The following is a 19,921-nucleotide window of genomic DNA, read 5'->3' on the forward strand; positions in this document are numbered from 1 at the left end:
GGCACCGACTTCCAGGTGGCGCGCCACGGGGAGGATGACCGCTTCGCCGGCTCGAAGTTCCGCGTGCCGGCCAACGTCCTGCGCGACCGGCCGGCCGACGTGCTCCAGCCAGCCGAGCTGGCCAGGTCGCACGCCGCCTACCGCTGGCGCCTCGTCATCGGGCCCACCTACCGGGCCGACATGTGGGCGGCGCTGGAGCGGCAACCGGACCTCTCGGCCGCCGCGCTGGCGAGGGCGACATACGGATCCTTCGCCACGGCGTGGCAGGTGCGGAGGGACTTCGCCGCGTGGAGGAGTGCCAGTGGTAGGTAAGCCGACGCCTCGGAAGGCACGTCCCGGCCGGCGCGTGGTGGTCCTCCGCGTGCGGGGGCGCGTCTACCACGCTGTGCTCACGCCCGACCGGAAGGCAGGTGGCTACACGGTCCGCGTGCCTGGGCTACCCGGCTGCATCACCGAGGGCGACACACTCGCCGAGGCGAAGCGCATGACGAAGGAGGCCATCGATCTGTGGCTGTCGGTGGCCGAGCTGGAGGGGGTCCGAATCCGTGCGACGCCGCCGTCACGGTCCCCGCGAGGGAGGGCGCTACGCTGAGAAACGTCCATACTGCGGCAGGCAGGCACGGGCGAGGGCAAACTCTTCGAGGCGCGCCGAGGCCGGTGGAGGAACGCTCCGCCAGTAGCCCACCGGGGAGGTACAGTTCGGTCTGGGGAGGGCTACTTGGCCGACGACACCGGAGATCCGATGAAGGCGGCCGGCACAGCCGTGGCGGACGCGTCCCAAGTGACCGCCTCGCCTGCACTCCTGCGCGATGGGCGCCTGTCGCCACGGAATCGGGACACGGCCGAGGCGCTCGCGCGACTGGACCTGCACCTGTCCGGTCTGTTCACCACTGGACATGAGCTGCTGCAGGACCTCAGCAACCCGGGGGTGTGCTTCTTCGTCGCGCACGCGGGCCGCGAACTTGCGAACGGTCTTGAGCGGATACTCGCCGGCGAGGACGTCGGGGCTGCGCCAGCACCGACCGAAGAACAGGTCGCGGAGAACGAGAGCAACAGAGCGCGGATTGCTTCGATGTTGGCCGTTCCTCCCGACCACGCGCTTGTCACGGCCTGGTTCCGGGTCAGGCGCGTCTTCTCTGCGTCATGCCACTTCGGTGCGAAGCCCTCGCCGTCGAGGCTGCGGCAGACCTATCTCGACTTCAGCGAACTGTTGTACGGCCTCGTTGGCCCATACTTCGATACGCATTCTGAACTGGACCAACTCGCCGCGATCGAGAATCCCGACCCGGAACATGTCGAACGTGCGCGCCGACTGCTCCTCCGGCCGCAGCAGAGACGCCACTTCTTCTCGAAACTCGGGCATCCCGGGTGGCTCGAGCCGCTCGCACGCGCGGGAATGTTCAAGTCCCCTCCACCGCTACTCGTGAAGCCCGATGGGAGCTGGGCACTGCAGGGATGGCCGGAAGGGCAGTGCCTGCTGCGCCTTGCCGCGGCGGCGCCGGAGCGGGTCGCCGAGATTCTTCTCGCGCTTCCGAAGGAAAACGACAACCCGGCGGTGGCATCGTGCGTCATCGGTGCCGCGGAGAAGATGCCTGGGCCCATCGCGAGTCGGCTCGTGCCGGCAGTGATAGCCGCGCTCAAGCAGGAGACCGGCTTCGTAGTCGCCGCGGATGCGATCGCCTTCGTTCGGTACCTGGCTCGGGAAGGGCAGGCGGCTGCGTTCCGACTTGCTGATGCGCTCCTGTGGTTCAGGAGCGTTCCAGGCGACGCGCGGACGGAGGAGCCGGTATCAAAGAGGAAGCCAGACAACCTTCTCACGAAGGTCGAGACGCATGAACTCATCGAGTTCGTCGACAGCGTTGTTCCAGCGCTCGAGGCGCTGGATGCAGTATCGACTATCGCATTGCTTGCTCAGAAACTGAGCCGTGCAGTCGCGCTCGGCGATGCACTCGCGGGTGAAAGCGCGCAGCACTCAGGTAGCACATCGTCATGGTGCGAACGCGTGAAGTCGCGCTCCCAACGCGACGACGAGCGAGAGACCATCGCCGTCGCCCTCGCGGGCGCGGCAGCGCGAACTGCGGAGAAGGCGGCGGAAAACGCGCAGGAGGTCTGGTCGTTACTCGCGGGGAAACACGAGATATTCGAGCGGCTCCGGTGGAGCGTGCTCGCGGGTGCGGGCAACCATCTCCGTGATGAACTGAATGACGTTGTTGGAGGCGAACGGCTGCTGGACCCGCCCTTCGGAGGAGCGGAGGCAGCGGCCTTGCTCAGGTCGCAGTTCGTGAACGCGTCGGACGAGGCGAAGGCCGTATTCCAATACGCTCTTAAACGGGGGCCAGACGCGAACGAAGCGCGGCGGATGGCTGCATGGCGACGCGATCGCGAATCACCGCTGTCGAGCGGCCAGCAGGGTGAAATCTCCTCCGACGACATCGAGGCGGCAGTACACGATTGGCAGGCTAGGCGAATCAGGTGGTTTCACGATGGGATCCCGCCGGCGCTGCTCCCTCTCGCGAGGCAACTCAGCATAAGCCCGTCGGTCCCAAGCGAGGAGCGGCAAGCACTTGACGAAGTCGGTGCCTTCGTCGGGTCCGCGACATGGGTCGGCGCGGATCCGAGTCCGAGGTCGCCGGATGAACTGAGCAGGATGGCCCCCGACGACCTCCTGTCGTTCCTTCGTGAATGGGAGGGACCAGCCGAGTCGTTCGGGGAGCGTCCTTCGCGATCCGGCCTGGAGGATGCTCTCGCGACGCTTGCCGCTCGAGACCCGGGGAAGGGGCTCAATATTGTTCGGCGCGGCGTGGATGCGCGCATGGCCCCGGGATTCTTGTCCGCGTTGTTTGTGGGACTTCAGCGCGCCGGCCCCGAAGCGGAGGTGTCCTGGGACACGCTCCTGGCGATCGCAACCAATGTTGTAGTTCTGGCGTCCTCACCGGAGAGGCCGGATCCAGACGCCCAGCAGCGATGGCGACACCCTTGGAGGCTGGTCACGGGCACTGCGATTGAGATGATTCGGGTCGGTGCGCACAAGAACCGAATCCCGACCTCGCTCGCGTCGATGGTCTGGCAATTCGTCTCAACCGTGATGGAATCGCCGCAGGTCTGGGAGACTGCCGGAAACGAGTCACGAACAACGATGGACGACGTTCTGAGCGCCGCGCTCAATTCACCCAGCGGATCGGCGGCCTGGGCGCTCTTTGAAGTAGCGCTCTGGGACTACCGGAACGGGGGAGATGCTCAGGCTGATAGTGGTCGGTCCGAGAGCGAGCATCGATTGGCGGTTGCGGCTCGGCTGGCGCCCCTGCTCGATCGGCTTCTTGGCTGCGACCGAACCATTACTCACAGTGCGCTCGCCATGGTCGGGCAGTACCTGCCGCAACTGTACCTCATGGTGCCCGAATGGGTGGAGCGGAACGAGGAAACGCTTCTCGCCGGCGGACTCCACGATCCGGTATCGAACCCGACGTGGGGAACCTACCTGCTGCGAGGAGGCTTCTTCGATCCGGTATTCCGCCGCCTGCGTCCCTGGTACGTGCGCGCATGCGAGTCCATTCCCGCGACCAACGAGGGGTCCACGGGGGACCGTCGCTGGTCTGTGCCACGCGCACTCGCAGAGCACGTGCTCCTGGCAGTCGTGCGCGGACTCGCTAAGGTCGGGGACTCGGATGCCCTCGTGGAGTCCATCTTCCGCCGGGTTTCTTCCGAGTCGAAGTCCGACGTCTACTTCGAATTGTTCGCAGCGTGGAGTGAGCCTGACAGCAAGGTCCCCCCCGAGTTCGTTTCGCGTCTCGTCGCGTTCTGGCAGTGGCGCCTAGCCGAGCTGGAGGCAACGCCGCGGACGCCCGATTCTGAGAAGGAAGCAGACGGTCTCCTGAACTTCCTCTCGAGCTCGTACATCCCGCCGCAGGAGGCGATCTCGCTTGGTCGGAGAACAGCCATCCTTTCGAGTGCCGACGAGCATAGTCGGCCGCATGCCTGGAATCGCCTTGGTGAGCTTGCCTCCGCGGACGCTGCTGGCGCGTTCGAGATCCTGGAACTCCTCGTCGAACGAGAGCTGAAGGCGCGCTTCCCATTTCTTCGGCTCGAGCGAATCGGACCCCCACTTCGCGCAGCTCTCGAGTGCCAGGACGAGAAGGTCCGTGCCCGCGCAGTACACCTGGTCCATCGCCTCGGGGAACGAGGCTTCGAAGAGTTTGGTGCGTTGCTACACGCGGGCCCGGAGGAGACGGCGGTAGCTGAGGTGGGGCCCTCCGGGAAGACGTGAACCACGTGGTTCAAAATGGAGCAAACGGGTACAGCCCCGGCGCCGCCAGCGCGCCCGAGACGACCGTCGCGTTGGACCACGTGGTCCAAAATGCTCACGAGGGGTGTTCACGGGGGCTGTGTCCCGGAGTCACCAGGATTGGGAGCAGGATTCGGATCAGGGTTGGGATCAGGCCTGGGCGACGTAACTCCGCGTGAACGCAGCGGCCCGGCCCCGCCGCCAGCGAGCGGCATCGTCGCGACGTGAGGCGCGCCACCAGACCGATCCCTCGCTCTCAACCACGAGATCGGGGGATCGGTCTGGTGGCTTGAACTCTTTCGAAGTGAGAGAGGGCGGCGGGGCCGGGCTGTTCTTGGACCACGTGGTCCAAAGTGACCAACTGGGTATGGACTGGTAGTGCACAGTCAGGAGTTTCTGACAGTGAAGGTGTGGCGGTGCGGTGCAAGGACGGCGGAAGGGGAGACGAGTCATTGACGGCGGCGGCGGATCAGTTGGGGCGCTGGGTTGCGAAGCGGTACGTGGCCTGTATAGAGACAGTCTATACATGACACCTCGCAAGCCCATAGAGCCGGACGTTCCCTCGACCGAGAAGCTCATGCAGACGTTCCGGATGTCACGGGACCTGGTGACGTTCCTGAAGGGCCAGGCGACGCGGCGGGGGAGCGACCTGACGGGCTACGTGACGCGGGTGCTGGAAGGGCTGCGGAACCACTTCGGCCTGCCGCCGCCGGCCGCTCGGTTGCTCGACCGGGACCGCCAGGCCCTCGACCTGGATCCGTACGACTACCTGCTGCACCTGCTCTACGAGCGGAGCATCGCGGTCCGAGAGAAGGGGCCGGGCTTCGACGTGAAGCAGACGAAGAGGTGAGCGCCATGGACGACTGGCACGGCGGCATCGAGACGCTCTGGGACGCGCGGGACGTGGCCCGGTACCTCAAGGTCAGCCGGTCGTGGGTCTACCAGAAGGCGGAAGCCGGGCTGCTCCCCTATCTCAAGGTGGGCGGCCTGGTTCGCTTCGTCCCGGAGCGGATTCGGGAGTTCGCGCACGCATCGGAGGGCGGGCCTGGCGCCGGGCTCGCGCGGTGAGGGGATGAAGGCAGGTGCAGCATGGCGTCTCCGTACCTGAAGCGTGGCACGTGGTACCTGCGGTGGAAGGACGACGCGGGGCGCTGGCGCGCCAAGGCCTGCGGCGCGCGGACCAAGGCGGAGGCGCGACGGCTCCAGGGCCAGCTCGAGCGGCGGGCCGAGCGGGTCCGGCTGGGCGTCGAGGTCGGGCTGCCCGAGGACGGCGGCGGCACGCTCGCCGAGCTGCTCCAGTGGTGGCTCGACACCTACTCGAAGCCGCTCGCCTCACACGTCACTAACGAGAGCGCGATCCGCGTCCACTTCCTCGGGTCCGAGCTCGCGTCCTTGCCGCTGACGGCAGTGACACCGGGGCGGATCGAGAGCTTCCTGCAGGCGAAGACCGGCCAGGTCTCGCCCCAGATGGTGAACCATCTCCGCGGCTACCTTGGCCGAGCCTTCAACGCCGCGCGGCGCGCAGGGAGGTACCCGGGCCTCAACCCAGTTCTCGACGTCCGCAAGCGGAAGGTGCCGAAACGGAAGCCGGACTACCTGCGGGTCCACGAGGTCCCGCCGCTCCTGCGGGCGCTCGACCCGCGCTGGCGGCCCCTGTTCGCGGCCGCGATCTACACGGGCCTGCGGAAGGGCGAGTTGCTGGCCCTCCGGAAGGCGGACGTCGACCTCCCCCGCCAGGTCCTCACCGTGGCCCGCTCCCACGAGCGCAGCACGACCAAGGGGGGCCACCAGGACGGGATCCCGATCGCGACCGAGCTGGTGCCGTTCCTGAGGGTGGCTATGGCGGGATCGCCGTCCGGGCTGGTCTTCCCGAAGACGGACGGCTCGATGATGCGGCGAGACGTGAACCTCGAGCACACCCTGCGGCGAGCGCTCGGCCGCGCTGGCGTTGTCGAGAGCTACCGGCACGTCTGCCGGCGGCAGGGCTGCGGCCACGTGGAGCCGGCGCCGGACCAGGAGCAGCGGCGGTGCCCGAAGGACGGCAGGAGGCTCTGGGTGAAGCCGGTGGTGCGGCCGATTCGCTTCCACGACCTGCGCCACACGACCGGCAGCCTGCTCATCATGCTGGGCGCGGATCTCGCGGCGGTGCAGCGCATCCTCCGCCACAGCGACCCGAAGCTCACGACCGAGGTCTACGCACACCTGGCGCCGGAGTACCTGCGGGCTGAGGTGGACCGGCTGTCGTTCGGACCGGCCGTGCTGGAGACGGTGCCGCCCCTCAACTCCGGGCCTTCGGCCCTACGCTCGGGGCGAACGGTGATGGTGGGCGAGTTTGTTACCCGGTTGCTACCCGAACCCGTCCCAGGAAAGAAGAAGGCCGGCAACCCGCGGACGAATCCTGAGGGGCTGCCGGCCTTTAGTCTGGAGCGGGAAACCGGATTCGAACCGGCGACCCTCAGCTTGGGAAGCGGCCTCAGGACGTCGCAATGCTTCCAATGCTTCGCAACCTGCTGAATCTTCACAGCAGGGACGTATGGTCACGTCACAGCGGACCCCTAGAAACACAATCCTTCCCAACCCGTTTGCTGGACTCCTTGCTGGGCCGAGAAGCGGACCAGCGGTGTACGTCGTCGATGGTGGCCGAGACCGGCTCCTTACCGTCCGCGAGGTGGCGGGCCGGCTCCGCGTCTCGACGGCGACCGTGTACAAGCTGGTCAATGGCGGCGAGCTGGCCCACACCCGGGTGGCCAACTCGATCCGGGTGGCGCCGGCCGACCTTGAGGCCTACCTGGCAGGCGGGCGGGTGGGGCCATGAGCATCTGCCCAGCTCGCCGGGAGCGGCAGCGCGCCCAGGTGGCCGCCAGGGCGGCCCGGGACGCCGCCGCCGGCGTCGATGCGGCCGGCCGGCGGCTCGATGGCCCTGGCAGCGCCCAGGCGCGGCTCTGCGCTGGCGGCGGGGGGAGCAGAGGGGCCAGGAAGAGCGCCCGCGGAGGGGAACCCGCTGAAGCCAGGCAGAGAACACCCCAGGGCCTGGGGAATCATGATTCCCCAGGTCCCCCAGCAGGGAAGGGGGCCTCCGCCGGAGCCCAAGCTCCTGATTCCGCATCGCCTTCGCCTGCCTCGGCCACGGCCGAGGTGCCAGGGCACCTCGACGGAGCATTTCCCGGGGATCCCCGGCCCTCGGAAGAATCCAACCACCAGGCACGCCCTAGTCCAGCCCGCGCCGAGGCTCCGCGGACCAGATCCCTGCCGGTCAGGCTCACCGTCCAGGAGATCGCCGCCATCGACCGGCTCGCCGCCGAGCGCTCGGTGGAGGAGTCGGCGCGCGACGCCGTGCGCTCGTCCATGGCCCGGCAGGCCACCATCCTTTCCGAGCTGGCCTCTGGAGGGGTCCCCTTCACCACGGTGGCCCACCGGCTGGCGGCGTTGGCAGGCACACCGGCGCCGGTGGACCGGCGACGCCGGCTCGCCAAGCGCCTCTGCAAGCGCCGTATGCGCGCAGTGGCGACCAGTGGTCGCCACGTTCTGGCTGCCACCCCTGCCCCGGCCAAGAGCCCTTCGTTACGTTCGGTCGAGACCACAGATGCCGCCCAGGGCGGCGAGGAGCAGCAGACCATGGCCCAGCTCGTGAAGCGGACGATCACCGAGGAGTACTCCGTCGATGAGGACATCGACGGCATCGACGAGATGGACGACGAGGACGAGGACCTGGAGGAGGAGAGCGACGAGGTCGCCCCCTCCCGCCGGTCCAAGAAGTAGCCGCTGGCCGGCGGTGAACGGCCCCTCCCGGTGCGGCCTCCTTCCGGGAGGGGCCACTTAGTTCGCATGTTCGCAGCCGCGCTCGCGTGCGGCACACCCCGAACGGCACCCCCTGCGCCATGCCCCTCCCAGCTCTCCAGCCCCCTTCCTGCGCCCGCTGCGGCGGTGAGCTGCCCGCCACCCTCGCTGGTGTTCCGAAGACCACCACGAGGTACTGCCGCCGCGAGTGCAGGGTCTCCGACGTCCGCGACCGCCGAGCGGCCGCCCGGGAGAACCTGTGCAGGGCCGTAGCCGAGCTACAGGACGCCCTCCAGGTCGTCCGGCTGGCGCTCCTGGCCCTCGGCCTACCCCGGCCGGAAGGCGCCCCCCAGGCCGCCTCCTGCGAACTTGCGAACAAAGGTGGGCCCTGACCATGCCAGCCACCGCCGCCCTCTACGTCCGGGTCAGCACCGCCGACCAGACGGCCGAGAACCAGCTCGAAGAGCTACAGCGCCTGGCCGCCGCCAGGGGCTACATCGCGGTCATTTACTCGGAGACGGAGAGCGCCGCGAAGCGGCGGCCCGTGTTCGAGGCCATGATCGCGGACGTGAAGGCCGGCCGGGTCAGCGCCATCCTGGTGTGGGCCCTCGACCGCCTGCACCGGTCCATGACCGGCGCCCTCACGACGATCCTGGAGTGCGACCGGCTGGGCGTCCCGGTCATCAGCCTGCGGGAGAGCTGGCTCGACACCACCGGGCCGGTGAGGCCCCTGCTCATCGCGATCTTCGGCTGGGTCGCCGAGCAGGAGCGGTCCCGGCTCATCGAGCGGACCAAGGCCGGACTGGAGCGAGCCCGCCGGCAGGGGAAGACGCTCGGGAGGCCCCGGCACTCCCCGGTGATGCTCTACGCCGCGGCCGAGAAGGTGGCGGCCGGCATGGCGGTCGCGGAGGCGGCCCGGTGCTCGGGCGTGAAGCGGTCCACGCTGCGGCGGTTCATGGCCGAGCGCCGGACCGCGCTTCCATCCAAGGCCTCGGAAGGCTGATTCGCTTGGTCGAGGCCGCCCAGCAACCGGTGAAGAGGAAGAGGGGCTCGACCGAAAATGCGGGAGGCTGGCAGCCGGAAGCTGCCCACGCGGTTCCCCAGCAGTCGAACCCCGAGGCCACAGTAGAGGGCCCGTGTGGCACAGACAAGTGGAACGCAGGGCGAGCGCCGGACCGCGTGTCCCTGCGCTCCGCAAAATGCTGCCAGGGGCAGTCCCAGTAACGAACCAGACCTGGAGGCCGGATGGCCACGAAGAAGAGCAAGCCCATGACGGTGGACCTAGCGGCCGCGCTGCGGCCCGGGGCCGACGTCGTCCAATACTGGGAGGCGGCCCAAGCTGAGAGCACCGCCGCCAACGACCCCGCGCTGCTCCTGGTCGGCTTCGCCACCATCGCCCGCGCCCGCGGGATGATGGACCTCGCACTGGACCTCCTGGCCCGGCCAGCGGGCACCTACGATGCCGTCCTGGCGGGCTGCGGACCATGCCCGCCTCCCTCCGGCAACGAGCGGAACATGCTCGCCCGCGCATCGCTGGCCGAGCGCCTGGCCGGCGCAGCCTTCATCCGGCTGGTGGTGAAGTACGACCTGCGCTGGGAGCACGATCCGAAGCGGCACTACCCAGTCGGCGAGATGGACTGGCTCCCGGTTGGCTGGCTGCCCATGATCGAGCGGCTCATCGTTCGCCTCATCAAGCTCGGCTGGAACCGCCGGCTCGCGCAGGCGAAGGAGAAGTTCGGCGGGCTCCGCTTCTACATCGGTAGGGCCAACCCCGAGGTGCGTGCGGCCATCGACCGGGCGGAGGCGCGCTCGTACAAGACCTGCGACCGGTGCGGCCAGCCGGGTCGGCAACGTGTCGAGGAGGGCTCCGCCATCAGGTGTGAGAAGCACCGCAACCGGGCCGGCAGGCCGATGGGGTTCAAGGTGCTCGCTAGTACCCATCTGCCGACTGCGGCCCACTTCAAGACCCGAGGGCGGTGAAGGGCATCCGGAGCGACCTGGGTGATGAGATCCGCCCGGGGCCGGCGCGCTCCGGACGGCCAGGGCTTCAGCGCTCGCCATCGCTGACGCCGCGGTCCGGCTCGCGGCCTGGATCACGGTAGTGCGTGCGGCAGCGCGCGAAGCGGAACGCGAACTGGAAGGAGAACTAGAACGTGATACCCGGCGGGCGGCGACAGTGGACCAGAAGGCGACGCCGACGGTACCCACGGCCAGTCCCATGTCACTACCCGGGCCCGCCCAGCTCCAGGCCAAGTGCGCCATCCAGGCGAGCATCAGAGAGCGCTACGGGCGCCGACCCCGCCTCCCTGAACGCCACGAAAAAGCTCATCCCATGAAAGCGCGGATCTGGTCTTGGGACGTGGGCTCGGGGGTTTCGGGACGGGGATTCCGGGCTCCTTGAACCCATGCGGGGCGTGGTTCTACGCTGCGCACGGCCTAACATTTCCTCGGTAACAGGACAGTAGCGTCCGCACCGTCGAACATCGGGGGCCGCACCAAACGGGAATTCGACGGACTCACACCATCAACAGCATCTTGAGGAGATCTCATGGCCCTCGTTCCAACCGTAGTCAGCGCCGAAGCCTTCAACTTCTCCCTCGGCGAATTTCATCGCCTGCTGGTTCACGCCGCAGGGACTGTACCTACCTCGGGTTGGTCAAGCCCAAGACTCTCGCCGCGCTTCTACATTACGCCCCCTGGCGACGGAATGTGGGACTTCGAGTTTGAAGCCGACGCTGCGTCGGGAATCGTCCTTCAGGTCGTGCAGCCAATTCACGCGAGCGGCGTCTTTCCAGCACCGCCATGGCTAAAGGGCGTGCGTGTGCATGCCAATGGAAACGCCATTGATGCATTGCTGGTTGGCGGCAAAGAAACCATTGAAGCGCCGATAGCCGCACTCTCGAGAACAACCAGAGCGGGCAATGTCATTTACACGCGTACAATTGCCTCATACGACGACAGTTTCCAGCCCATCGGCTTCTGCGGATTCGGCTCGATCAAGATGAAGAAACTGCACCACGAGTTGACACTTACGGTCGAAGGTCCTGACGAGGCGAAGGCTCGCAGTTGTGTCGAGAGGTCCATTGTTGCTGGCTTGGTTGCGGCAATCATCGCGGGTTATGTAACCGGCGGCGCCGCGCTTTCTGCAGCGATTTCGGCCTTCATCGCAAGCATCCAGAGCTGTCTGGGTGAGGGCTTTTCCGTTCGCATGGACGACAGTTCGAAATGGATTGAGTGGTGCACTTGAATTGTCGGGTAAGCCGTTCCACCCGCCGTTCTGATATGGTTTGACCCGTCAAGTACGGAGCCGGTTCCTCACGGGGCCGGCTCTTTGCTTTTGTCTCGGGGGACCGAGTCGACGGACGACCTCGAGATTGGAAGCGACGGCAGATCAGCCTGATATTCGCGGGTTGGTTACCGCAAGACCGGGATCCGTCGGGGCCTGCCTCTCTCCAAATTTAGCAAGCTTCGGCAACTCGGCGAGCTGCTGCCGCCCGAGCTGGTCGGTTCTCGTACGACTGGCCGCGATGCTGCTAGACTCGGAAAGCCCGAATGCCCAAGAGTCGCGCATCGAATCGAGCCGCAGGAGGGCCGCTCCGCGGGATTCAGTATGCGATCTCTGTCCAGTCGCCCAACGGCCTGTTCACTCCGAAGATGGCCCTTGAAGGCGCCCTCCACCTGGAGAGGTCCGCCAGAGGCATGGACCTCCACCTGTTAGTCGCCTCTAGGGAGCGCGCCATGAGCTACGCGGCTGTTCTGGGCGCGCTCTACCCGGATGCCAGCGTTCGTGTCTTCAAGATCGACGCTCAGCAGAGGAAGGCTGGCATCCCGATCATGCCCAGCACGCACATGCTGGACGGCGACAACATCTACTGCTTCGTCCCAACGGCGAGCCCAGCGAGGCTCCGCCAGCTAAGACGGGAGTTGATCTTGAGCGCATTGGCGAAGGGATTCGACTACTCGTTGCTGTGGGCCCAACTCAACCTTCAAGGCGGCAAGCCGCTGTCGTTCGAGGCCTACGCCAACCTGACCAGGGAGTTCGGCGAACAGGTCAAAGCAGATTGCAGGTTGCGCGAGTCCCTTATTGAGTGCCCGACAAAGGCTCTGCTCAACTGGCTGGAAGAGTAGGCGGGGTGCTTCGTGTGGCGCACTACGCCGCCCACTCCGCCGCCAAAAGCTCCGCCTGCTTGAGCACAGTCTCCACGGCCTTCTCCCGTTTGTCCGGCGGATAGCCGTACTTCGCCAGCAGCCGCCGCACCCGGACCCGGATCTGCGCCCGCACGTTCTCGCGAACGGTCCAGTCGATGGTCACCGAGTTACGGATGGTCTCGGTCAGCTCGCGAGCGATCTTCGCCAGCACCTCGTCGCCGAGGACCTTCACAGCGGAGTCACTGGTCTCTAGGGCGTCGTAGAAGGCGACCTCGTCGTCGGTGAGCTTTAGCTCGGCGCCGCGGGCCTGGGCCTCCCGCATCTCCTTGGCAAGCCGGATCAGCTCCTCGATGACCTGGACGGTCTCGATGGCACGGTTGCGGTACTTGAGGATGGTCTTCTCTAGCTTCTCGGAGAAGGCCTCCGACTGAACGAGGTTCTTCTTCTTCCGGATCTTCAGGTCGTCGTTGAGCAGCTTTCGGAGCAGCTCGACGGCGAGGTTCCGCTGCGGCATCCCCTTCACCTCGGCCAGGAACTCCTCCGAGAGGATGCCGAGGTCGGGCTGCTTCAAGCCGGCCGCCGCGAAGATGTCCACCACGCCGTCGGCCGAGATGGCTTTGGAAACGATCTGCCGGATGGCGTGGTCCATTTCGGCGTCGGTCTTCCCGGAGCCGCCAGTGGTTGACTTCACCACTGCCGCTTTGACCGCCTGCATGAAGGCGACCTCGTCGCGGATCTCCAGGGCCCTGTCATGGGGCACGGCGAGGGCGAAGGCCTTCACCAGATCCATGACGGCCTTCACAAAACGGTCCCGGCCGTCTTCGAGCGCCAGGATGTGCTGCTGAGCTGGCGGCAGGAGCCGGAGGCGGTCGGCCGGCTCGCCGGTGAGGAACTTGGAGTAGTCGAAGCCGTGGAAAATGTCGCGGCAGACCTCGACCTTCTCCAGCAAGACGGCTACGGCCTCGGCCTGGTCGAGCGCGGTGCTGCCCTCGCCGCCGGCCTCGGTGTAGGTCGCGAGCGCGCTCTTCAGCGCGTCGGCGAGGCCGAGGTAGTCCACGACGAGCCCGCCTGGCTTGTCGCGGAAGACCCGATTGACCCGGGCGATGGCCTGCATGAGGCCGTGGCCCTGCATGGGCTTATCGACGTAGAGGGTATGGAGGCACGGTGCGTCGAAGCCGGTGAGCCACATGTCCCGAACGATGACCAGCTTGAGCGGGTCGTCGGGGTCCTTGAAGCGGTCGGCCAGATCCTTGAGGCGCAGCTTGCTCCGCAAGTGGGGCTGGTAGGCCTCGGGGTCGGAGGCCGAGCCGGTCATGACGACCTTGATGGCGCCCTTTGTGTCATCAGCGTCACCCCAGTCTGGCCGGAGCTTCACGATGGCGTCGTACATGTCTACGCAGATCCGGCGGGACATGGCGACGATCATGCCCTTGCCGTCGATAGCTTGAACGCGGTTCTCGAAGTGGCGGACCAGGTCCTCGGCGACGACCTGGATGCGCTTCTCCTCGCCGACCACTGCCTCCAGTGCTGCCCACTTTGACCGGAGCCGGTCCTTGCGGAGGTCCTCCTCGGCCTCGGTGACCTCCTCGAACTCCTTGTCGATGACCGGCTTCTGGTCGTCCCGGAGGGTGAGCTTGGCGAGGCGGCTCTCGTAGAAGATCGGCACTGTGGCGCCGTCCTGGACGGCGCGCTGGATGTCGTAGACCGAGATGTAGTCGCCGAAGACCGAGCGCGTGTTGGCGTCGGTCTTCTCGACCGGCGTCCCCGTGAAGCCGATGAAGGAGGCGTTGGGCAGCGCGTCGCGCATGTGTTGCGCGAAGCCGGCCACGAGCTGGCCCCCGCCCTCGCCGGCAACCATACGGCTGCGGAAGCCGTACTGGCTCCGATGGGCCTCGTCGGCCACCACCACGATGTTCCGGCGGGTGGAGAGGGGCGGGAAGCGCTCGCCGACCTCCTCGGGGAGGAACTTCTGGATGGTCGTGAAGATGACGCCACCGGCAGCGACCCGGAGCAGGGCCGTGAGGTCGTCGCGGTCCTTGGCCTGGACGGGCTTCTGGCGCAGCAGCTCGTGGCACCGGGCAAAGGTTCCGAAGAGCTGGTCGTCGAGGTCGTTCCGGTCAGTGATGACGACCAGCGTGGGGTTCTCCATCGCCGGGTCGAGGATCACCTTGCCGGCGTAGAAGGCCATCGTCAGCGACTTGCCGGAGCCCTGGGTGTGCCAGACAACGCCCACCTTCCGGTCGCCGCCGGGGCGCGTGGCGCGGACCGTCTCATCGACGGCCGTGCGGACGGCGTGGAACTGGTGGTAGCCCGCCAGCTTCTTGATGAGGTCGCCGTGGTCGTCTTCGAAGACCACGAAGCTGCGGAGGAGGTCGAGGAAGCGCTGCTGCTCGAAGATGCCGTCGAGGAGCGTGGACAGCTCCAGAGAGCCCGGGTGGGCCACCACGTCGCCGTCGATGGTGCGCCAGGGGGCGAAGCGCTCCCAGTTCGAGGTGAGCGTGCCGACGCGGGCCTGCATCCCGTCGGAGATGACCAGGAGGGCGTTGTAGGTAAAGAGCGCCGGGATCTGCTTCTTGTAGGTCTGGAGCTGCTGGAAGGCGGCCTGGGTGGTCGCGTTCTCCGCCGCGGCATTCTTCAGCTCCAGGACAGCGACCGGCAGGCCATTCAAGAAGACCACCACGTCGGGCCGGCGGTTGGCGTGCCCCTCGACGACGGTGAACTGGTTGACCGCGAGCCAGTCGTTCTTGTCGGCGTCGTCGAAGTCGACCAGGCGGACGCGGACGCCGCGCACCTCACCACCCTTGGCGGCGACGTCGACCTCGATTCCGTCGCGCAGGAGCTGGTGGACGGCCTGGTTGTTCCGAAGGAGCGAGGGCAGCTCCGGGTTGAGCAGCTTCCGGAGCGCCTCGTCGAGCGCGGGGGCCGGCACGCCGGGGTTGAGGCGCCGTAGCGCTGCCTCCAGTCGGCCGCGGAGCACGACCTCCTCGAAGCGCTCACGCTCGGCCGCTGGCCCCTCGGGCTCGATCTTGGGGCCGTTGATGACGGCATAGCCGAGGTTTGCGAAGTGCTGGAGCGCCAGGTCCTCGACGTCGGACTCGGCGACGGCGTGCGCTATGGGACCAGGAGGGCTCACGCGACCTGCTCCACGGCCTTCTCGGCATCGCGGACGCGAAGCTCGCCGGAGAGGAGCCTTGGGAGGAGGGCGTTGCGTAGAGCTGCCAGACCATCGCTCTGGCGCCAGTTCGCGTCCTGGTGCTCGACGAATGGGCGCACCAAGGCCGCGAACGCCGACGCGGACTCCACCGACGGCCAGAGACCGACGTACTTCTCTACGGCGCCTGCCGCCAGGTGGAGGACGGTAGATCCATTCGAGTGCGCGTAGGTGTGGTCCCGGAAGGCAGGCTCCAGGAAGCAGTAGTAGAGGAAGTTGGGCGGCAACTCCGGCGCAGACGGACGAATGATGCCAACGTCCAACGACGCGACCAACCTTTCGTACCGTTCATCTGCCCGAATGCGCGCAGGCCTACCAATCACTTCGGCGGCTTGGGTCACGTCGGTGAATGCCACAACAACCTCGCCGGGGTTGACTACCTGCTCCAGCTTGCAAGGACCAACGTACTCCTTGAGTCCGTCAGCACGGTACCCGCCCCCACGAAGGAATGACTTGAGAGTGACCAGTGCAGTGCGTGACGGCTGGAGTTCGTCGCTCTTGTAGGACTTACCCTTTACGACCGTAAGCCCGGGGCCGTAGGCACCTGCGTGCCACCCCCTCGGGATGTCGCCGATCTCTGACCTCTCGAAGCCGTCCGGGAAGAGCCTAGCCGTCGCTGCGTCCATACCCGCCGGCGCCCGCCCCTCGGCCCTGGCGCGCACGGGGTCGAAGTCCACGAACCAGCTCTTGAAGAGCGCCCGCGCCGTCGTCTCCAGCGTCGTGTTCATCTGGCGGTTCAGGTCGATCTTGGCGTCAAGGGCCCGGAGCGCGGAGGCGATGGCGCGCTGCTCCGTTAGCTCGGGGACCCAGACAGGCAGTGACTGGACTCGGTCGGTCGGTAAGCGCCCCGTACCATGACCGGCCAAGTCGACCATGCCTAGCAACTCCGGCTTTGCTGCGAGGACCGAGTAAAAGAGGAAATCGGGATCAACCCCTGGCTTCGCAACGAGTGCCTTCACGTCCTGATTAAACGTTAGATCACGACCGGCCGAGCAAATCGGCACATCGGACAACAAGGTCATTCCTCGTACGAGGAGCAGAGTGGCCCCCTCTTTAGCCACCCTTGTTCCGTTCGCCGCACCCAGGGCGGTGACGTGGTCTTCGGTGTCGTAGATGCGTGCGGTCTTCATGTCCTTTGCTGACAGCCAAGGAATACTACCGCCCCAAAACGCAGGGTTGGACTTGGAGGGAGTCCCCCCGGAGGTCATGTCGGCGACCTCCGCTAGGAGAAGCCTACGTTCCACGAGCAAGCCTCTTCATGGTGGTCAGAATGGATGCGCCCAGGCTGGCACTTTCAGTGAACTGATGCTCCAATTCCGCTAGGAGCTTCGGGAACCGCTCCTCAAACGGCTCACCATCGTCCACGACGTCCTCGGCACCGACGTACCGGCCCGGCGTGAGGACATGCCCGTGGCCGCGCACCTCGTCGAGCGAGGCGCCCTTGCAGAACCCTGCAACGTCCTCGTACTTCGCCGCTCCCTTGTCACCGCGCCAAGCGTGGTAGGCGCCGGCCACCTTGGCGATGTCCTCCGGCCCCAGCTCTCGCTGCGTCCGGTCGATCATCCGGCCCAGCTTGCGGGCATCGATGAAGAGCACCTCGCCGCGCCGGTCGCGGAACCGGCCGCCAGACTTGTCCCGGGACAGGAACCAGAGACACGCAGGGATCTGGGTCGAGTAGAAGAGCTGCCCAGGCAACGCCACCATGCAGTCGACGAGGTCGGCCTCTACGAGCGCCTTCCGGATGTCCCCCTCACCTGACTGGCCTGAGGACATCGAGCCGTTGGCGAGGACGAAGCCGGCCTGGCCGGTCGGCGCCAGGTGGTGGATGAAGTGCTGCACCCAGCCAAAGTTCGCATTGCCAGCGGGCGGCGTCCCGTACCGCCACCGTACGTCGTCCTGGATCCGCTCCTGGCCCCAGTCACTCACGTTGAAGGGCGGGTTGGCGATGACGTAGTCAGCCTTGAGGTCCTTATGCAGGTCGCGATGGAAGGTGTCTGCGTTCTCGGCACCGAGGTTGGCCTCGATGGAGCGAATGGCGAGGTTCATCCGGGCGAGCCGCCACGTCGTCGGGTTGGACTCCTGGCCGTAGATGGATAGGTCGCCGACCTTGCCGCCGTGCTCCTCGATGAACTTCTCCGACTGCACGAACATGCCGCCCGAGCCGCAGCAGGGGTCGTAGACGCGACCCTTGTACGGTGCGAGCATCTCGACCAGGAGCTGCACCACCGACCGGGGCGTGTAGAACTGGCCGCCCTGGCGTCCCTCGGCGAGGGCGAACTGGCCCAGGAAGTACTCATAGACCCGGCCCAGCACGTCCTTGGAGCGGTGCTCCTTGGTGCCGAGGCCGATGGTCGAGATGAGGTCGACCAGCTCGCCGAGCCGCTGCTTGTCGAGCGTGGGCCGGCCGTAGTTCTTGGTGAGCACGCCCTTCAGGGCCGGGTTGTCGCGCTCGACGGCGACCATGGCGTCGTCGACGAGCTGGCCGATGGACGGCTGCTTGGCGTTAGCCTGGATGTGGTCCCAGCGGGCCACCTTCGGCACCCAGAAGACGCGCTCGGCGGTGTACTCGTCGCGCGCCTCCGGGTCGGCGCCCTCGGCGTGCTGCGCCTCAAGCTTGGCGTGCAGCTCCTCGAAGGCGTCGGAGATATACTTGAGGAACACGAGCCCCAGGACGACGTGCTTGTACTCGGCCGCGTCCATGTTGTTGCGGAGCTTGTCGGCGGCCTGGAAGAGCTTGTTCTCGAAGCCCAGGTCGGTGCCGGAGGTTGAGACCTCCGCGGCCTTCTTGGCACGGCCGCGCTTCGCAGGGGCGGGCTCGGGCGGCGCCTCCTCCTCCGGCTCCGCCTCCGAACTGGGAATCTCCTCTAGCGGCTCCTCGCCGACCGAGAGAATGCGTTCGACGATGGGGGCCTTCTCCTTGCCGGAGTCGTCCAAGTCGAGCGCTCGGCAGATGCCCTTCAACTCGTCGCGGGACAGGCCAGCCAGGAGGGCGCCGAAGTCGACCTTCTTGGAGCGGACCAGGGCGTCGATGGCGGCGTCCTTCGAGCGCCTGTCCGCGACCGCGGCCTCGGCTTGGTCGGCCAGTTCGAGAAGGCGGTCGCGACCAAGGCATTCCAGGGCCTTGCGGCGGTGCTTCGGAGTCACTGGCATGCCGACATCGTAGCAAGGGAGCAGACTCATGGCGCATTCCCGACGGGAATCGCGCCTCTCCAGCTACACAGCCGGTGCGGGATTGGTCTATACTCTCGGTCGTCCACCCGAAGGGGCCACCCCTGGCTTGACGGACGGCAGCGGAATGTGAGAAGCGCGGCGCCGTGGACCGGCCGGGGATGGCGGTGTCTGTCGGACTCGCACTATATGAGCCTGGGGGCCACGATGACTGCGATGACCGATACCCTCTGCCCGTGCCGTGCCCGCTACCGCGCGGTGCTCCTTTAGCTTCGCAAGGCTCCCTCGCACCTGCGTGTTGATGCCGTGCGGTCCCTTTGACCCGCCGTCCCTGGAGGACTGCCATGCGTAATCGAGGATTCGACTACGACGAGCACAAGCTCGGCGAACTCATCGTCTACATCGCCTCCAAGTGCGAGAAGCACGTCCGCTTTGGGGCCACGAAACTGAACAAGATCCTCTTCTACGCGGACTTCATCGCGTACGAGAACCTTGGCAAGCCGATCACCGGGGCGGAGTACCAGAAGCTCCCCCACGGGCCGGCTCCAGTTCGGCTGCTTCCGGTTCAAGCTCAGCTCGTAGCTCTGCAGGCGGTGGTAAAGCGCGAAGGCGTAACTCCCGGTGGCTATACCGAGAAGCGCCTGGTGCCCCTGCGTCGCGCAAACTTGAAGGGGTTCGAGCCAGATGAGATTGCGGTTGTGGATGAAGTCATCGAGGCATTCAAGGATGCCTCGGCGGTAGCGGTTAGCGAGTTCTCCCACCGCATGCCCGGGTGGAAGTTCGCATTGGACAATGAGGTGATTCCGTACTTCACGGCGCTGCTGCCGGAGGACGTCGGACCCCTCTCGACAGGAGATGCGACATGGGCTGGGCTAGTGGTCGAGCGGTTTGCCTCGGCGTGAAATCGAGCTTGGTGCGCCCGCTCTAGTTCAACTGGAAGGGGATGTAGGAATGCCGGGCCTGATCGCTTCGACTGACTACACAAGCCACTCGGCACAACTGTGCGCCGCTGACGCTGCGTTCGGCGAAGTGATCGATGCCGTGGAGTGGGAGCTTGTCCGAACCCAGGATCTGACGCGGTATCCGGTGCTCGCGAATACGCCAAAGGGCCCGATCCACTACCTTGTGGTACCGAAGTCGGCTGTTCGGCCAGGGCTCGTCGTGCTCTTCGCCTTCGAGGTGAACGGTGGCGAGAGGAAGGTGCTCTTGGTGGACTTGGCGCCCCACGTCCCGGACGAGGCGGAGAACGGCGCCGAGTAGGTGGCGGTCGCGCACAGGGCGCTACATGGCCGAGGTTCCGGATCGCGCGGGGCTCGGGCTACCGGCGGGGGCCA

General features: G+C 66.6%; 16 protein-coding genes. 13 read left to right on the forward strand and 3 right to left on the reverse strand.

The features are described 5' to 3' along the window. Positions 1–34: 34 nt before the first annotated feature. The 11 genes from IPO09_02275 (at position 35) to IPO09_02325 (ending at position 12,187) form a co-directional block, all read left to right on the forward strand. Positions 35–592, forward strand: coding sequence for a type II toxin-antitoxin system HicB family antitoxin (locus IPO09_02275; GenBank protein MBK9516179.1), 558 nt, complete (start codon positions 35–37; stop codon positions 590–592). 126 nt (positions 593–718) lie between these two features. Beyond that, a complete protein-coding gene (locus IPO09_02280; GenBank protein ID MBK9516180.1) occupies positions 719–4,264 on the forward strand; it encodes a hypothetical protein in 3,546 nt (1,181 codons plus the stop codon). Positions 4,265–4,808: 544 nt separating this feature from the next. Further along, the gene (locus IPO09_02285) at positions 4,809–5,132 is read left to right on the forward strand and encodes a hypothetical protein (protein MBK9516181.1); all 324 of its coding nucleotides are present in this window, start codon (positions 4,809–4,811) and stop codon (positions 5,130–5,132) included. 5 nt (positions 5,133–5,137) lie between these two features. Next, a complete protein-coding gene (locus IPO09_02290; GenBank protein MBK9516182.1) occupies positions 5,138–5,350 on the forward strand; it encodes a helix-turn-helix domain-containing protein in 213 nt (70 codons plus the stop codon). 21 nt (positions 5,351–5,371) lie between these two features. Then, a complete protein-coding gene (locus tag IPO09_02295) occupies positions 5,372–6,796 on the forward strand; it encodes a tyrosine-type recombinase/integrase (protein ID MBK9516183.1) in 1,425 nt (474 codons plus the stop codon). A gap of 19 nt (positions 6,797–6,815) precedes the next feature. Beyond that, positions 6,816–7,097 (forward strand): helix-turn-helix domain-containing protein, encoded by a 282-nt coding sequence (locus IPO09_02300; protein ID MBK9516184.1) that lies wholly within the window; start codon positions 6,816–6,818, stop codon positions 7,095–7,097. 320 nt (positions 7,098–7,417) lie between these two features. Beyond that, the gene (locus IPO09_02305; GenBank protein ID MBK9516185.1) at positions 7,418–8,041 is read left to right on the forward strand and encodes a hypothetical protein; all 624 of its coding nucleotides are present in this window, start codon (positions 7,418–7,420) and stop codon (positions 8,039–8,041) included. 412 nt (positions 8,042–8,453) lie between these two features. Continuing rightward, the gene (locus IPO09_02310) at positions 8,454–9,062 is read left to right on the forward strand and encodes a recombinase family protein (protein ID MBK9516186.1); all 609 of its coding nucleotides are present in this window, start codon (positions 8,454–8,456) and stop codon (positions 9,060–9,062) included. Between the two features lie 242 nt (positions 9,063–9,304). Next, positions 9,305–10,039 (forward strand): hypothetical protein, encoded by a 735-nt coding sequence (locus tag IPO09_02315; GenBank protein MBK9516187.1) that lies wholly within the window; start codon positions 9,305–9,307, stop codon positions 10,037–10,039. Between the two features lie 568 nt (positions 10,040–10,607). Then, positions 10,608–11,306, forward strand: coding sequence for a hypothetical protein (locus IPO09_02320; protein ID MBK9516188.1), 699 nt, complete (start codon positions 10,608–10,610; stop codon positions 11,304–11,306). A gap of 305 nt (positions 11,307–11,611) precedes the next feature. After that, the gene (locus IPO09_02325) at positions 11,612–12,187 is read left to right on the forward strand and encodes a hypothetical protein (GenBank protein ID MBK9516189.1); all 576 of its coding nucleotides are present in this window, start codon (positions 11,612–11,614) and stop codon (positions 12,185–12,187) included. Positions 12,188–12,209: 22 nt separating this feature from the next. Here IPO09_02325 and IPO09_02330 read toward each other — a convergent pair whose 3' ends face one another. The 3 genes from IPO09_02330 to IPO09_02340 are packed head-to-tail and all read right to left on the reverse strand — an operon-like array spanning position 12,210 to position 18,569. Then, positions 12,210–15,323, reverse strand: a complete 3,114-nt coding sequence (locus IPO09_02330; protein MBK9516190.1) for a type I restriction endonuclease subunit R — start codon at positions 15,321–15,323, stop codon at positions 12,210–12,212. A gap of 14 nt (positions 15,324–15,337) precedes the next feature. Further along, positions 15,338–16,663, reverse strand: a complete 1,326-nt coding sequence (locus tag IPO09_02335; protein ID MBK9516191.1) for a restriction endonuclease subunit S — start codon at positions 16,661–16,663, stop codon at positions 15,338–15,340. Next, entirely contained in the window at positions 16,653–18,569 is a 1,917-nt protein-coding gene (locus tag IPO09_02340) for a type I restriction-modification system subunit M (GenBank protein ID MBK9516192.1), read from the reverse strand. The genes IPO09_02335 and IPO09_02340 overlap by 11 nt, the downstream gene beginning before the upstream one ends. Positions 18,570–18,931: 362 nt before the next feature. On the opposite strand from IPO09_02340, the gene IPO09_02345 reads away from it, so the two are divergent. Next, the gene (locus IPO09_02345; protein ID MBK9516193.1) at positions 18,932–19,489 is read left to right on the forward strand and encodes a SocA family protein; all 558 of its coding nucleotides are present in this window, start codon (positions 18,932–18,934) and stop codon (positions 19,487–19,489) included. A 49-nt stretch (positions 19,490–19,538) separates the two neighbouring features. Then, the gene (locus tag IPO09_02350) at positions 19,539–19,847 is read left to right on the forward strand and encodes a hypothetical protein (GenBank protein MBK9516194.1); all 309 of its coding nucleotides are present in this window, start codon (positions 19,539–19,541) and stop codon (positions 19,845–19,847) included. The last annotated feature ends 74 nt before the right edge of the window (positions 19,848–19,921 follow it).

Source organism: Anaeromyxobacter sp. (genome assembly GCA_016718565.1).
GTDB lineage: Bacteria > Myxococcota > Myxococcia > Myxococcales > Anaeromyxobacteraceae > JADKCZ01.

Excerpts from the sequence above, each read along its gene's own strand:
- IPO09_02340 (MBK9516192.1), bottom strand. The coding sequence starts at position 18,569 with ATGCCAGTGACTCCGAAGCACCGCCGCAAGGCCCTGGAATGCCTTGGT.
- IPO09_02290 (MBK9516182.1), top strand. The coding sequence starts at position 5,138 with ATGGACGACTGGCACGGCGGCATCGAGACGCTCTGGGACGCGCGGGAC.
- IPO09_02325 (MBK9516189.1), top strand. The coding sequence starts at position 11,612 with ATGCCCAAGAGTCGCGCATCGAATCGAGCCGCAGGAGGGCCGCTCCGC.
- IPO09_02295 (MBK9516183.1), top strand. The coding sequence starts at position 5,372 with ATGGCGTCTCCGTACCTGAAGCGTGGCACGTGGTACCTGCGGTGGAAG.
- IPO09_02285 (MBK9516181.1), top strand. The coding sequence starts at position 4,809 with ATGACACCTCGCAAGCCCATAGAGCCGGACGTTCCCTCGACCGAGAAG.
- IPO09_02310 (MBK9516186.1), top strand. The coding sequence starts at position 8,454 with ATGCCAGCCACCGCCGCCCTCTACGTCCGGGTCAGCACCGCCGACCAG.
- IPO09_02345 (MBK9516193.1), top strand. The coding sequence starts at position 18,932 with ATGCGTAATCGAGGATTCGACTACGACGAGCACAAGCTCGGCGAACTC.
- IPO09_02315 (MBK9516187.1), top strand. The coding sequence starts at position 9,305 with ATGGCCACGAAGAAGAGCAAGCCCATGACGGTGGACCTAGCGGCCGCG.
- IPO09_02275 (MBK9516179.1), top strand. The coding sequence starts at position 35 with ATGACCGCTTCGCCGGCTCGAAGTTCCGCGTGCCGGCCAACGTCCTGC.
- IPO09_02350 (MBK9516194.1), top strand. The coding sequence starts at position 19,539 with ATGCCGGGCCTGATCGCTTCGACTGACTACACAAGCCACTCGGCACAA.
- IPO09_02300 (MBK9516184.1), top strand. The coding sequence starts at position 6,816 with ATGGTCACGTCACAGCGGACCCCTAGAAACACAATCCTTCCCAACCCG.
- IPO09_02320 (MBK9516188.1), top strand. The coding sequence starts at position 10,608 with ATGGCCCTCGTTCCAACCGTAGTCAGCGCCGAAGCCTTCAACTTCTCC.